This window comes from Pseudomonas sp. AM4(2022) (assembly GCF_036346515.1).
Taxonomy (GTDB): Bacteria; Pseudomonadota; Gammaproteobacteria; order Pseudomonadales; family Pseudomonadaceae; genus Aquipseudomonas; species Aquipseudomonas paracarnis.
This window is the reverse complement of sequence record NZ_JAOTNW010000025.1, coordinates 1-12,250: the sequence shown is the minus strand read 5'-3', so window position 1 is coordinate 12,250 and position 12,250 is coordinate 1. Positions and strand designations below refer to the sequence as shown.

At 61.2% G+C, this 12,250-nt stretch carries 14 protein-coding genes and 2 pseudogenes; 5 read left to right on the top strand and 11 right to left on the bottom strand.

The features are described 5' to 3' along the window. Window positions 1-41 precede the first annotated feature (41 nt). Together lhgO and ODQ19_RS24490 are read right to left on the bottom strand one after the other, a co-directional pair. A complete protein-coding gene (gene lhgO / locus ODQ19_RS24495) occupies window positions 42-1,235 on the bottom strand; it encodes an L-2-hydroxyglutarate oxidase (RefSeq protein WP_330211443.1) in 1,194 nt (397 codons plus the stop codon). Window positions 1,236-1,340: 105 nt separating this feature from the next. Then, the gene (locus ODQ19_RS24490) at window positions 1,341-2,051 is read right to left on the bottom strand and encodes a FadR/GntR family transcriptional regulator (RefSeq protein WP_330211442.1); all 711 of its coding nucleotides are present in this window, start codon (window positions 2,049-2,051) and stop codon (window positions 1,341-1,343) included. A 164-nt stretch (window positions 2,052-2,215) separates the two neighbouring features. Between ODQ19_RS24490 and ODQ19_RS24485 the strand changes: the two are divergent. Both ODQ19_RS24485 and ODQ19_RS24480 read left to right on the top strand, forming a co-directional pair. Beyond that, window positions 2,216-2,320 (top strand): annotated as a pseudogene (locus tag ODQ19_RS24485) (LysR family transcriptional regulator); the annotation flags it as partial. Between the two features lie 56 nt (window positions 2,321-2,376). Next, window positions 2,377-3,054, top strand: coding sequence for a GNAT family N-acetyltransferase (locus ODQ19_RS24480; protein ID WP_116668438.1), 678 nt, complete (start codon window positions 2,377-2,379; stop codon window positions 3,052-3,054). On the opposite strand, the gene ODQ19_RS24475 is transcribed toward ODQ19_RS24480, so the two are convergent. Next, complete coding sequence (locus ODQ19_RS24475) at window positions 3,044-3,646, bottom strand: TetR/AcrR family transcriptional regulator (protein WP_330211441.1); 603 nt, start codon at window positions 3,644-3,646, stop codon at window positions 3,044-3,046. The two genes, ODQ19_RS24480 and ODQ19_RS24475, sit on opposite strands and share 11 nt — an antisense overlap. Window positions 3,647-3,718: 72 nt before the next feature. On the opposite strand from ODQ19_RS24475, the gene ODQ19_RS24470 reads away from it, so the two are divergent. After that, window positions 3,719-4,318, top strand: a complete 600-nt coding sequence (locus ODQ19_RS24470) for an NAD(P)H-dependent oxidoreductase (RefSeq protein WP_330211440.1) — start codon at window positions 3,719-3,721, stop codon at window positions 4,316-4,318. Window position 4,319: 1 nt separating this feature from the next. On the opposite strand, the gene ODQ19_RS24465 is transcribed toward ODQ19_RS24470, so the two are convergent. The 3 genes from ODQ19_RS24465 to ODQ19_RS24455 all read right to left on the bottom strand — a co-directional run bounded on the left by ODQ19_RS24465 (window position 4,320) and on the right by ODQ19_RS24455 (window position 6,911). Further along, window positions 4,320-4,709 (bottom strand): hypothetical protein, encoded by a 390-nt coding sequence (locus ODQ19_RS24465; RefSeq protein ID WP_330211439.1) that lies wholly within the window; start codon window positions 4,707-4,709, stop codon window positions 4,320-4,322. Window positions 4,710-4,842: 133 nt separating this feature from the next. Beyond that, window positions 4,843-6,099, bottom strand: a complete 1,257-nt coding sequence (aroA, locus tag ODQ19_RS24460; protein ID WP_116668442.1) for a 3-phosphoshikimate 1-carboxyvinyltransferase — start codon at window positions 6,097-6,099, stop codon at window positions 4,843-4,845. Window positions 6,100-6,356: 257 nt separating this feature from the next. Next, window positions 6,357-6,911, bottom strand: coding sequence for a UPF0149 family protein (locus tag ODQ19_RS24455; RefSeq protein WP_330211438.1), 555 nt, complete (start codon window positions 6,909-6,911; stop codon window positions 6,357-6,359). Window positions 6,912-7,095: 184 nt separating this feature from the next. On the opposite strand from ODQ19_RS24455, the gene ODQ19_RS24450 reads away from it, so the two are divergent. Both ODQ19_RS24450 and nudC read left to right on the top strand, forming a co-directional pair. Further along, the gene (locus tag ODQ19_RS24450) at window positions 7,096-7,908 is read left to right on the top strand and encodes a crotonase/enoyl-CoA hydratase family protein (RefSeq protein WP_330211437.1); all 813 of its coding nucleotides are present in this window, start codon (window positions 7,096-7,098) and stop codon (window positions 7,906-7,908) included. A 5-nt stretch (window positions 7,909-7,913) separates the two neighbouring features. Next, entirely contained in the window at window positions 7,914-8,747 is an 834-nt protein-coding gene (nudC, locus tag ODQ19_RS24445) for an NAD(+) diphosphatase (RefSeq protein WP_330211436.1), read from the top strand. Here nudC and ODQ19_RS24440 read toward each other — a convergent pair. From ODQ19_RS24440 to ODQ19_RS24420, 5 genes and pseudogenes are all read right to left on the bottom strand, one after another. Continuing rightward, window positions 8,715-9,494 (bottom strand): TSUP family transporter, encoded by a 780-nt coding sequence (locus tag ODQ19_RS24440; RefSeq protein ID WP_003191011.1) that lies wholly within the window; start codon window positions 9,492-9,494, stop codon window positions 8,715-8,717. The two genes, nudC and ODQ19_RS24440, sit on opposite strands and share 33 nt — an antisense overlap. 125 nt (window positions 9,495-9,619) lie before the next feature. Further along, a complete protein-coding gene (pcsA, locus tag ODQ19_RS24435; RefSeq protein WP_330211435.1) occupies window positions 9,620-10,336 on the bottom strand; it encodes a phosphatidylcholine synthase in 717 nt (238 codons plus the stop codon). Window positions 10,337-10,484: 148 nt separating this feature from the next. Further along, complete coding sequence (locus ODQ19_RS24430) at window positions 10,485-11,405, bottom strand: class I SAM-dependent methyltransferase (protein ID WP_330211434.1); 921 nt, start codon at window positions 11,403-11,405, stop codon at window positions 10,485-10,487. A 49-nt stretch (window positions 11,406-11,454) separates the two neighbouring features. Next, the gene (locus ODQ19_RS24425; RefSeq protein WP_330211433.1) at window positions 11,455-11,943 is read right to left on the bottom strand and encodes a DUF1289 domain-containing protein; all 489 of its coding nucleotides are present in this window, start codon (window positions 11,941-11,943) and stop codon (window positions 11,455-11,457) included. 147 nt (window positions 11,944-12,090) lie between these two features. Continuing rightward, a pseudogene (locus ODQ19_RS24420) lies at window positions 12,091-12,250 on the bottom strand (ribonucleotide-diphosphate reductase subunit beta); the annotation flags it as partial.

The following is a 12,250-nucleotide window of genomic DNA, read 5'->3' as shown; positions in this document are numbered from 1 at the left end:
GGGTCTTTGTAGTTATTGTTGGGTGAACGGGCGGTGCGGTCTTACTGGGGGTGGAACAGGCGGTCGGCGATCATCGCGCCGATGGGCATGGCTGAGGTGGCGGCCGGCGAGGGCGCGTTGCACACATGCAGCATTCGTGAGGTTTGGGCGAACAGAAAGTCGTGCACCAGGCTGCCGTCGCGCATCACCGCCTGGGCACGGATACCGGCCTCGTAGGGCAGCAAGTCATCGAGGGTCAGGGACGGGCAGTACTTGCGGCACTGCTCCAGGTAGCCGGACTTGAACAACGAGTTCTTCATCTCGGTGGTGCCGGAACCGAGGTTTTGCCAGAGGGTTTTCCAGAAACCCGGGAAGCTGGCGTACTGCGCCACGTCGCGCCAGTTCACCGAAAACTTGCGGTAGTTCTCGCGGCCCAGGCCCAGCACGGCATTCGGGCCGACGGTGACGCTGCCGTCGATCATGCGGGTCAGGTGCACGCCGAGGAAGGGCAGCTCCGGGTCGGGGATCGGGTAGATCAGGTGGTTGACGATGTTGTTCTTGGCGGCGGGCAGGCGGAAGTATTCGCCCCGAAACGGGATGATCTGATGGTCGATGCGGATGCCGGCCATGCGCGCCAGGCGGTCTGACTGCAAGCCGGCACACACCACCAGGTGGCGGGCCTGCCAGGTCTCACCCTCGGTGTTGACGGTGACCGTGTCGGTGTTTTCGTGGATGGCGGTGACGGTGCGTTCCAGGCAGATCTGCCCACCGTTGCGACGAATCACCTGGGCCATGGTCTCGCACACCTGGCGGTAATCGACAATCCCGGTGGCATCGAGAAACAAGCCGCCGAGGCCGACGATGTTCGGTTCACGCTGGCGCAGTTGTTCGGCATTCAAGCGTTCGACCTGCATGCCATTGAGCTGGGCACGGGCGTACAGCGCTTCCATGCGTTGCATTTCCAGCGGGCTTGAGGCCACCAGCAGCTTGCCGCACACCTCGAATTTGATCCCGTGTTCGCGGCAGAACTGCTTGGTGGCTTCGGCGCCGCGCTTGCACAAATCGGCCTTGAGGCTGCCGGGCGCGTAGTAGATGCCGGCATGGATCACGCCGCTGTTGTGGCCGGTCTGGTGCTTGGCCAACGCCGACTCTTTTTCCAGGATCACCAGCGACGCGCCAGGTTGGCGCTTGAGCAGCTCCATGGCGGTGGCCAGGCTGACAATGCCGCCGCCGATAATGCAAAAGTCATGAATCATTGCAGGGTACCTAAGCTGTACATTTCAGTCTGCTTATCAGGTTGTCAGACTAATGTTTTTGTTAAAAAAATGGCGTGTCCGCGGACACGCTGCAAACAAGGTGGATCAATTCGTGGTCGGTAATTCCAGTTGCAGACGTCGCGCCGCGGCACGCAGGTGCGCCTCGGCACTGGCGGCGGCGCGTTGGGCGTCGCCGTCGGCGATGGCCTGGTAGAGCTGTTGATGTTCTTCGGTTGCATCGGCCGAACCGGTGGCAAAGCGCGACGCCGAGTTCTCCCACGCGGTTTTACGCGCACTGGCCAACTGGCTCCTGAGGAAGTCATGGAAGGCCACGAAGTAGTCATTCTTGCTGGCGTCGGCAATGGCGCGGTGGAATTCCACATCGGCCAGGGCTGCGGCTTCAAAATCGTCGCGGTTGTCCTGCATGGCCTGCAACGCGCTCTTCATGCGCTGCAGGTCGGCGCTGTCGCGGCGCTGGGCGGCAATCGAAGCGGCCTGGGTTTCGATCCACAGGCGCACTTCGAACATCTGCGCCAGGTCAGGTCGTCGACCGTTGGGCTGCGGAAACCGAAACACCGTGCCCGCAGGGGTCTGCGAAATAAACGAGCCCAGGCCTCGGCGGGCGGTGAGCACACCGTCGGCCTTGAGCTGGGCAATGGCTTCACGCACCACGGAACGGCTGACGTTGAGTTGTTCGGCCAGTTGCTGTTCGGTCGGCAGGCGCGACTCCGGGGCCAGTTGGCCGGATTCGATTTCTGCGCGAATGGCGCTGACAACCCGTACGACAAGCGAATCGGGGCGCTGGAGCTCAAGCATGGGAAAACCTTGGTGATCAGGTTGTCAGACAATAGTCGTTACGATTTTAGCTTGTCAACGTTTGTCTGCTTCGCGCTGGCCAGGGACTGCCCACGTCTCCAGGCGATCAGCAAACCTACCGCCATGGCGAAGCTTCGCGCCGGTAAGCATCCACCGGCAAATTCAGCATCGTGGTCGCCGGTTTCAACACGGCCATCGTCCTGGCGCGTGGCACCGACCTGGCCCATCGCTGGCTGCGCGCGTGTTTGCGCGAGGTGTGCGGGCCATGAGCGGCGCGCAACAGGTACAATCGCCGCTGCCTCGACGCGAAACCCCAGGAATTTGCATGTTCAGCCTTACCCGCTATACCACGCCGTGCCCCGAACCGATCAACAGCCAGATCCTGCAGATGGTGGTGGACAACCTCACCGACATCAGCAGCGTGGCGCTGGCACCGAGCAACCTGCTCTACAACATCTACCAGTACGCCATCGGGTTTGAGGTGCATCTGTACCTTGAGGCGTTGAATGGCGAAAAGGGCGTTGCGGTGGAGTTGGTCGTGGCGATGGAAGACGAGACGGTGGTGGGTTTTTGCCTGTATCTGCCGGTGAAGGATGATCCGCACGCGTGTGGTATTGCGTTTATGGCGGTGCAGGCCGGCTTTCGTCGCCAGGGTGTGGCACGCAGCATGATGGACGAGGTGTTGGCGCGTTATCCCCACGCCGAACTGGCCTGTGCGGTAGAGAAGGTTGCGGCGTTCGAAGCCATGGGCTTCCAGGTACGCGGTGCGCGTGGCCCCCAGGTCGTGATGAACACCCGCAACTACGGCACCGAGGGGCTGATGGGCGTGTTGGATGTGGCCTCAATCTACAGCTCGCTGGAAGTGCGGCAGATCCACACCTACCTGCTGCAAAAACACGGCAAGCGCGCCATGGTCGACGCAGAGAAACAGCGCGATCGGCACCTGGACCAGTTGACGCGCAAGGCGCAACTGTTCGTCCAGGGCCGTCTGCCTACGGCCTGACGCGCATGACCATCCCGAGGATAGTCTCCAGCAGTTCCTGCTGAGCTTCCTCGCGGCTGATCTCGTCATTGGCCGCCGCGTGGGACAGCGCTTCCGCCGCGCCGAGCATGGCGCGCAACCCTGCCTGGGAAATACTGCCGCCGTGGGTGAAGGGCGACAGCGCGTCTCTGCACTTATCGAGGAAGATCGCCTCGTATTCACGCTTGGATGCTTCCAACTCCGGCGAACCGCTCAAGGCGGCAATCACCCCGGGGATTTCCCGACCTTGCAACAGAACACAATCAACATACGACGAGGCGATGACCCACGCGCGGTCCTCAAGGGTCGCGTTGCTGATGGCGATGGCATTGGCAAACACCTGGTCCTGGCGCGCGTCGAAGTCTGCATACAGCGCGGCCAGCAACCCCGCCCGCGTAGCGAAGTGGTCGTACACCACCGGCTTGGTGACACCTGCCAACTCGGCCAGGCGGCCCAGGGTCAGGGCGTCGGTGCCCTCATCACGCACCAATTGCCAGGCCACGTCGAGCAACTGACGCAGGCGATCTTCACGGGACAAACGACGACGGGGGGCAGGGGTTTCATTGCTTGACATGCTTATATACCAAAAGTAACTTATTCGACGTAACTTACTAAAAGTAGATTAAGCCTAAGCGGAGTCAAAGTCATGCACGCACTGATCGTTGTCGCCCATCACGACCCACAATCCCTTACCCACAGCGTGGCCGCCGAGGTGGGTGCAGGCTTGAGCGCCTCTGGCCACACCTTTGAAATAGCCGACCTTGCCGCTGAAGGGTTCGACCCACGCTACAGCGCGGCCGACCATCGGGTGCACCGTACTCGGGCGACGCCGCCAGCCGACGTGTTGGCCGAACAGGCCCGCATAGACCGCGCCGATGCGCTGGTGCTGGCGTTCCCCATCTACTGGTGGTCGATGCCGGCGTTGCTCAAGGGCTGGGTCGACCGCGTATTCGTCAATGGCTGGGCGATTGATTACGGCCCCGATACACCAGTGCAGAAGAAACTAAGGCATTTGCAGGTGCATCTGCTGGCCCTGGGTGGGGCTGATGACAGTGCCTTTGAGCGACACGGTTATGCCAAGGCCATGAACACCCAGATCGACTACGGCATCTTTGATTATTGCGGGGCGCGGGTACTCACCTCGCAGTTGTTGCTGGACTCGGAAAGTGGCACGGCCCAGGTGCATTTGCACAAGGCCCGGGCTGTAGGGCAGGGGTTGTTTGAGCGTGAGGCCGTCGCGGGATAATTCAAGCGTCGCGAAACAGGTCGTGGGCGTCGAGCAAGCGGTAGGCAATCTCTGGGTTTTTCTCCAGGCCACGGCGAATGGAGGCGGGGATCGACTGGCGGGTCTTGCGGCATATGCCGGGCAGTTCGTCGATGACGATCTGGATCCCGCGCATGCTCTTGACCTCCGTATGCCCGGGCGCGATGTGTACGCGGATGCCCAACTGGTCGTACATTCGCTGTTGCAGGTGTTCGAGGTCTTGCAGGCTCTTGAGGTTTTCCAGGCGCTCCAGCAGGATTTTTTCCTGCTGTCGCGTCAGTTGCAGAATGCGCAGATCAGCGCCGGGCGCTTCCAGCAGTTGTTCACGGTTGCAGACACAGGCGCCGGGTGGGCAGGGTTGGCGAAGGGTCATTGACGCTCCCGGCGAGGTTCAATTGTAGGAGCGAGCTTGCTCGCGAAAAACTCACAGGCGCCGCATTCATTCAGCAAACACGCGTTTTCGTTAACGTTTTTCGCGAGCAAGCTCGCTCCTACAGGTGGCTGTGTCAGTAGTTTAAGTGGACGCCCAGGCTGGCCAGGGCTTTCCAGTAGTCAGGGTAGGTCTTGGCCACACAGTCCGGGTCTTGAATGCGAATGCCCGCGACTTTCAGCCCGGCCAGGGCAAAGCACATGGCGATGCGATGGTCGGCGTGGGTGTCGATCAGTGCGGTGCAGGCAGAGCCAGCCAGGGCGGGGTCGCTGGCGACCAGCAGGTCATCACCCTCGATGGTCGCCAGGCCCGGGCGAATTTCGTTGAGGCCATCGTGCAGCGCCTGCACGCGGTCACATTCCTTGACGCGCAGGTTCGCCAGTTCAGTGAAGCGCACCGGGGTGTTGTTGAACGCGGCGAGCACCGCCAGGGTCGGGATCGCATCCTGCATTTGTGAGCCCACCACCTTGGCCTGCATGTTCGGGAATTGCGCGATCACGGCCTGGGCCTTGGCGTCCGGCTGGGTGAAGTCCTGTGGGGCCACACCAATATCGATACGGCCACCGGTCAGTACTTCTGCGGCCCACAGGTAAGTGGCGGCGGAAGCGTCGGGTTCGATCAGGTAATCATGGGCGGTATAGCCGGTGGGGGCCACGCGCCAGGTGGTGTCGTCCACGGTGTCTACCTGAGCCCCGAACGCACGCATGCAATCGAGGGTCAGGTCCACGTAGCCACGGGCGCCGATGTCCTTGCCGGTCAGCGCCACTTCAATCGGCGCTTCGCCGCACGCCGCCAGCATCAGCAGGGCCGATACGTACTGGCTGGACAAACCACCGTCAATCTCAAAACGCCTGGCCTGGACCTTACCCACGCCGTGCACGGTCACCGGTGGGCAACCGGTGGGGCTGTCGACCTGGATGCCGTTCTGGCCCAGGGTGGCCAGCAGCGGGCCGATCGGGCGTTTTTGCATGTACTCGTCACCGTCCAGCACCACGGTGCCTTGCACGGTGGCCACGGCAGCCGTGAGAAAACGCATGGCGGTGCCCGCGTTACCGAGGAACAACGGCTGGGCCGGCAATTGCAGCGAGCCTTGGCTGGTGACGACAAAGGTGGTGTCGTCCGGCTCGTCGATGGTGACGCCCATCTGCCGCAGGGCTACCGACATGTGGCGCGTGTCATCGCTTTTGAGCGCACCGCTCAAACGGCTGGTGCCCTTGGCCAGCGCCGCCAGCAACAGCGCACGGTTGGTAATGGATTTGGAGCCGGGGGGCGCGACCTTGCCAGTGAGGGGGAAGTTGGGCGGTGTAACGGTCACGGTTTTCTGCGAACTCAAGGTACAAGGCTCCTGGTCAAGGCGAGGTGGCGTGGAGTGGCCGACGTGCAGACCCGAATCATCAGGCAAACACGCCATGCTTGTCGAGTGAGCAGGTGATCTGCGTGATTTATTGGAATGCGCTCCGGCCCAAATGTAGGAGCGAGCTTGCTCGCGAAAAACGTCAACGATAAAGCGTGCTTTCTGAATGAACGCGGCGCCTGTAAGTTTTTCGCGAGCAAGCTCGCTCCTACAACTGGCATCAGGGCTTGCCTGCCTTAACGCTGGCTCAGCCAGTAGTCATGCAGCGCCCGCGCAGCCGGTTCGATTTCGCTGACCTGCAGTTGATGGGCGTTTACATTTAGATCCGCCGGCAATTCGAAATTGTCCTGTTCGGCGCACCAGGAAATCCGCTCCAGTTGCCCGGCTTGTGCAGCGGGCAATGGCGGCCAGTTGGCGATCGCCACACCGCGCACATAACCAAAGCACCATTCCTCGGCCAGGGTCACCGCCTGGTCTTGATGTTCTGTTTCATCGAAACGGGCTTTGAATGCCTGGGCATCAGTGGCCAATTGTGCGGCCAGGGTATTCATATGGCGTACACACAGTTCGAGAAAAGCCTGGGCCTCGTCCATGTTGTCCCATTCAGGGTTTTGCCCACCCCAGATAGCGGGGAACCACTCGGCCACATCCACCTTGGCCGGGCTGGAAACCAGGGCGGTGAAATAACCGTCGAGTTCGGCCATGTTCAGCACCGAGTGGTCTTCGCCGTATTTGAGCAAGGTGGCGTCAATGAATTCGAAATCGGCGGGAGCGAGGGGTTGGGCGTGCATGGCATATCCTTAAAACGTCGAGCGCCGCGCACAGCGCGGCTTAAAGCGCAAAGGATGGCCTGTGCATCGGGTTTTATCCAGCGTCTTTTCCCGCACCGGTGCCAGTCCCGTTTTTGGCCGATGCGCCGTGGCGCACCCTTGATATAGTCTGGCCTTTCTCAATCGCCAGTCAGGGATCACTGCCATGTCCGAATACCAAGCCTTCGTTGTCGAACTCAGTGGCAACGTTGCCCATGTGCAGATCAATCGCCCGGAAAAGATCAACGCCATGAACGCGGCGTTCTGGACCGAAATCATCGACATTTTCCAATGGATCGACGAGACCGACGCCGTGCGTGCCGTGGTGCTCAGCGGCGCGGGCAAGCACTTTTCCTCGGGCATCGACCTGATGATGCTGGCCTCGATCGCCAATGACTTTGGCAAGGACGTGGGGCGCAATGCGCGCCTGCTGCGCCGCAAGATTCTCGAACTGCAAGCCTCGTTCAACGCCGTGGACGCTTGCCGCAAGCCCGTGCTGGCGGCGATCCAAGGCTACTGCATCGGCGGTGCCATCGACCTGATCAGCGCGTGCGACATGCGCTACGCGGCCGAAGACGCGCAATTCTCGATCAAGGAAATCGACATCGGCATGGCCGCCGACGTCGGCACCTTGCAACGCCTGCCGCGCATTATCGGCGATGGCATGCTGCGTGAGCTGGCCTACACCGGTCGTCAGTTCGGCGCTGAAGAAGCGCGCAGCATCGGCCTGGTCAATCGCGTGTTTGCCGATCAGCAAAGCCTGCTGGCGGGTGTCATGGACCTCGCCCGGCAAATCGCCGCCAAGTCGCCGATTGCCGTGACCGGCACCAAGGCCATGATCAGCTACATGCGCGACCACACAGTCAATGACGGCCTGGAATACGTTGCCACCTGGAACTCGGCTATGTTGCAATCCAACGACCTGCGCGTGGCCATCGCGGCCCATATGAGTAAGCAGAAACCCGAATTCGTGGATTGACTGACATGACCCCAGGCTGGATTACCACAACGCTGCTGGACAACGACGCCCCCGGCGGCTGGGCCGTCGCCCGCAGCCGCGAAGGCTTTTTACACGATACCAACGGCCCGCTGTTCCCGCGCGAATGGCTCAAGCGCCAGGACCTGTCGGTGTTTGCCGAACACGGCATCGGCCATCTCGATGGCGAGCCGGTGTACCTGTTGGAACTCAACGCGCCGGCAGAGGTGCCAGGGTGCAGTTGGCAAGGCTTGCGCGGCTTTATGCTGCAAGGTGATCACACCCTGTACAAGGTGCTGGGCTACGCCGCGCAGATCGGCACCTGGGCGCGGGAGCACCGTTTTTGTGGCAGTTGCGGCCAGGCGATGGTACAGGTACCGCGGGAGCGGGCGATGTATTGCCAGGCCTGCGGCCTGCGCAGCTACCCACGCATCTCGCCAAGCATGATCGTGCTGGTGACCCGTGGCGATGACATCCTGCTGGCGCGCTCGCCGCGTTTCGTCACGGGGGTCTACAGCACCCTGGCCGGTTTTGCCGAGCCGGGTGAGTCCGCCGAAGACTGCCTGATCCGTGAAGTGCGCGAAGAGGTGCAGGTGGAGGTCAAGAACATCCAGTACATGGGCAGCCAATGCTGGCCGTTCCCTCACTCGATGATGCTGGGCTTTCATGCCGAATACGCCGGGGGCGATATCGTGCCCCAGGCCGACGAAATCGAGGACGCGCAGTGGTTCAATATCCACGAGCTGCCGCCGTTGCCGGCGTCACGCTCGATTGCGCGTTACCTCATCGACCTCTACGTGGCCCGCCGTTTAGGCCACGCTGAACCAGTGCTGCCAGGCTAGGCGCACGGTCAGGCCCAGCACCACGGTGATAAACACCGGGCGGATGAATTTGGCGCCGCCGCTGATCGCGCTGCGTGCGCCAAAGAACGCGCCACACATCACCGACACACCCATCGCCAGGCCGACGATCCAGTCCACCGACCCATTGATGATGAACACCGTCAGCGCCGCCGCGTTGCTGACGAAGTTCATGCTGCGCGCCACGCCGCTGGCCTTCACCAGGTCGATGGGGTGCAGCAGCATCGTGCTGACCGTCCAGAACGCCCCTGTGCCGGGCCCGGCCACGCCGTCGTAGAAACCCAGGCCAAAGCCCTGGGTGGCTTGCCATTTCTTTTTGATCGGGGCCTCGGCATCCAGTGGTGCCTTGGGCGTGCCCCCAAACAGCAGGTACACACCGCAGGCGAAGACGATCACCGGGAGCATCTTGTTCAGGGTTTCGGCAGGCAAGTAATGGGCGACGACCGCGCCGGTCAGCGCACCGATCAAAGTGCCGACGATAGCGTGCACCCATTGGCGTGGGTGGAACAACTTGCGGCGGTAGAAGGTAAAGCTGGCGGTGGCCGAGCCGAAGGTGGAGCTGAGCTTGTTGGTGCCCAGCACCAGGTGCGGCGGCATCCCGGCGGTGAGCAGGGCGGGCGTGGTCAACAAACCGCCACCGCCGGCGATGGCGTCGATAAAACCGGCGATAAAAGCGACAACGGCCAGGATAGCCAGGGTGGTGAGGTCAACGCTGAGTTCGAAAGGCATGGGCAGGGCTTATTGTTGGAGGTGCGCTATGCGAAAGGTCGCCATCTTACCTGCCGAATGCACGCAGAACCAAGTGTGGGAGGGGGCTAACGCTCCTACAGGCATTCGGGCAAGCCCCTGCTTGGCTATTTGTGGGTTCCCAGCCACTCCAGTGCCGTGCGCCAGATGCAGATACCCAGGAAGTACGCCGACATCAGCGACCACAAGCCAAATGTCCAAGGGTTGGTATTCGGGTAATCCACCACCATCAGAAAGCTGCACAGCAGCCAGATAGTGGTCACCGCGATGTTGATCGGCATGAAACGCTTGACCCGGAACGGGTGCAGGAACTTCATCGGCGTCACGGTCAATAGCGCCAGGCCGATCACGGTCAGCAAGGTGACCCAGGCAGCCGGCTGGATGATATAGACGCACAGGGCAACGACGTTCCAGGCGGCAGGGAAGCCGACGAAGTAGTTGTCCTTGCTCTTCATGTTCACGTTGCAAAAGCAGAACAGCGACGACACCAGAATCACCGACACTGCAAACAGGTGGGTGAAATCAGGCAGGTCGATGTAGCGGTAGATAAACAGTGCAGGAATGAACACGTAGGTGAGGTAGTCGATCACCAGGTCCAGCACCGAGCCGTCAAAGCTGGGCAGCACCGTGCTGACATTCACCCGTCGCGCCAGCGAGCCGTCGACGCCATCCACCACCAGTGCCAGGCCCAGCCACAGCAGGCACGCCTTGGGGGAGTTTTCCAGCAGCGCCAGGGTGGCCAAAAAGGCCAGTACCACACCGGTGGCGGTAAAGCCGTGGGCGCCCCAGGCTTTGAGTCTGGCTACATGCAGGGTCGATATCACGGGCGGTTCTCCAAAAGGTCAAACGGGGCAGCCGACGACGTAGCGCCGTCGAGTCTGGCCAGGGAATGCAGGTATCGACCGGGAAGGGGAGGATAAGGTTCACCGCCCGGCGTATCCGTTAGCGTAGCAAGCGCAGGATGTTTCGGCATCAGCCCTGACGGAACACCAGTGCCTTTAGCCCACTCTGTGGGTCAATGTCAGGAAATTCCGGTGGGTTTTCCAGCCGCTTTACAAACCGCAGGCCCGGTGCTTCGCGGGTCACGCCGTCGATCAGGAAATCTTCGCCGAAGGCCGGATCGTTCATGCATGCCAGTACGGTGCCGTGGGCATTGAGCAAGTCCGGCAGGCGGCGCAGCACGCGCTGGTAATCCTTGGTCAGCAGGAAACTGCCTTTCTGGAAGGAGGGCGGGTCGATGATCACTAGGTCATAAGGACCGTTGTTCGTCACCTTGGCCCAGGACTTGAACAGGTCGTGGCCCAGGAAACTCACTCGGCTCAGGTCGTGCCCATTCAGGCGATGGTTGTCACGGCCACGGCTGAGGGCACCACGGGCCATGTCCAGGTTCACCACATGGTCGGCGCCGCCTTCGATGGCGGCCACGGAAAAACCGCAGGTATAGGCAAACAAATTCAGCACACGCTGGCCTTGGGCCTGTTCGCGCACCCAGTTGCGCCCGTAACGCATGTCGAGGAACAGCCCACTGTTCTGCTTTTTACCCAGGTCGATCAGGTAGCGCAGGCCGCCCTCGGTGATGGTCAGCTCGTCGATGGCGTCGCCCACCAGCCATTCGGTGGTGCTTTGCGGCAGGTAGCGGTGTTGCAGGGCCACGGTGTGCACGCCGAGAGCTGCCCAGTCGATGTGCAGTAGCGTTTGCTTCAGGGCCTGCAGGTGCTCGGTTTCCTTGAACAACGCCACCAGCACCACCCCTTGCAGCCAGTCCACCGTCAGTTGTTCCAGGCCCGGCCAGCAACGGCCACGGCCATGGAACAGGCGCCGAGTTTCCGCAGGTGCGTCAGCCAGGGCAGTGAGCAAGTGGGCGTGCAGGGTAGCGAGTGCGTCTGGGGTCATCGTTAAGCGTCAGTCATCGGGCGGGCGGCATTTTAAACACAACTGTGGGTCAGCGCGTGGCAATCAGCGCCGGTCCGAATGACTCTTTCAAGAAAACCGGGGCGATATAGCGCTCGTAATGCGCCTCGGACAGCAGAAAAAACTCTCGATCTATCGCATCGCGTAAATCCGCCAGGTGGCGTTCGCGAAACTCCGGTAACAGCGTCAACCCATAGGCATCCAGCTTGGAAATTACCCGCGCACCCCGCGCAATCAACTGGTATGCCCAGCAATACGGCGACTGGTGCGGCATAAAACGGATCTTGCGCGTTTCCAGCTGCTGTCGCAGGCAGTGCGGGTCGAACACTTCCAGCTTGCTGGCCATCACCTGCACCAACAGTTGTTCCAGACGCAGCCACACCGCCTGTTTTTCCTCGGCGTTATAGCCATTCCACTGGATCACCTCGTGGTGATAGCGCTTGCAGCCCCGACAGACCAGGTCACCGTAGACGGTGGAACACAGCCCGACGCAGGGGGTTTTGATGGTGTGGTTGGGCATAAAGGCTTACTTGCAAAGTCTATGGATCACAATAGCCAATGTGGGAGCGGACTTGCCCGCGATAGCTGTGTGTCAGTGGGTACATCCGTGACTGATACACCGCTATCGCGGGCAAGCCCGCTCCCACATTTTTTGGTTCGTGTTGATTCAGTCCCAGCTCAACGCGCCGCCAGTCTGATACTCGATCACACGGGTCTCGAAGAAGTTTTTCTCTTTCTTCAAGTCCATGATCTCGCTCATCCACGGGAACGGGTTGGTGGTGCCTGGGTACTCTTCCTTCAAGCCGATCTGCGACAGGCGACGGTTC

Coding starts and splice junctions, on each gene's coding strand:
- ODQ19_RS24425 (WP_330211433.1), bottom strand. CDS start 11,943: ATGCCCAACCACACCATCAAAACCCCCTGCGTCGGGCTGTGTTCCACC.
- ODQ19_RS24470 (WP_330211440.1), top strand. CDS start 3,719: ATGCACGCACTGATCGTTGTCGCCCATCACGACCCACAATCCCTTACC.
- ODQ19_RS24430 (WP_330211434.1), bottom strand. CDS start 11,405: ATGACCCCAGACGCACTCGCTACCCTGCACGCCCACTTGCTCACTGCC.
- nudC (WP_330211436.1), top strand. CDS start 7,914: ATGACCCCAGGCTGGATTACCACAACGCTGCTGGACAACGACGCCCCC.
- ODQ19_RS24480 (WP_116668438.1), top strand. CDS start 2,377: ATGTTCAGCCTTACCCGCTATACCACGCCGTGCCCCGAACCGATCAAC.
- lhgO (WP_330211443.1), bottom strand. CDS start 1,235: ATGATTCATGACTTTTGCATTATCGGCGGCGGCATTGTCAGCCTGGCC.
- ODQ19_RS24450 (WP_330211437.1), top strand. CDS start 7,096: ATGTCCGAATACCAAGCCTTCGTTGTCGAACTCAGTGGCAACGTTGCC.
- ODQ19_RS24475 (WP_330211441.1), bottom strand. CDS start 3,646: ATGTCAAGCAATGAAACCCCTGCCCCCCGTCGTCGTTTGTCCCGTGAA.
- ODQ19_RS24465 (WP_330211439.1), bottom strand. CDS start 4,709: ATGACCCTTCGCCAACCCTGCCCACCCGGCGCCTGTGTCTGCAACCGT.
- ODQ19_RS24490 (WP_330211442.1), bottom strand. CDS start 2,051: ATGCTTGAGCTCCAGCGCCCCGATTCGCTTGTCGTACGGGTTGTCAGC.
- ODQ19_RS24455 (WP_330211438.1), bottom strand. CDS start 6,911: ATGCACGCCCAACCCCTCGCTCCCGCCGATTTCGAATTCATTGACGCC.
- ODQ19_RS24440 (WP_003191011.1), bottom strand. CDS start 9,494: ATGCCTTTCGAACTCAGCGTTGACCTCACCACCCTGGCTATCCTGGCC.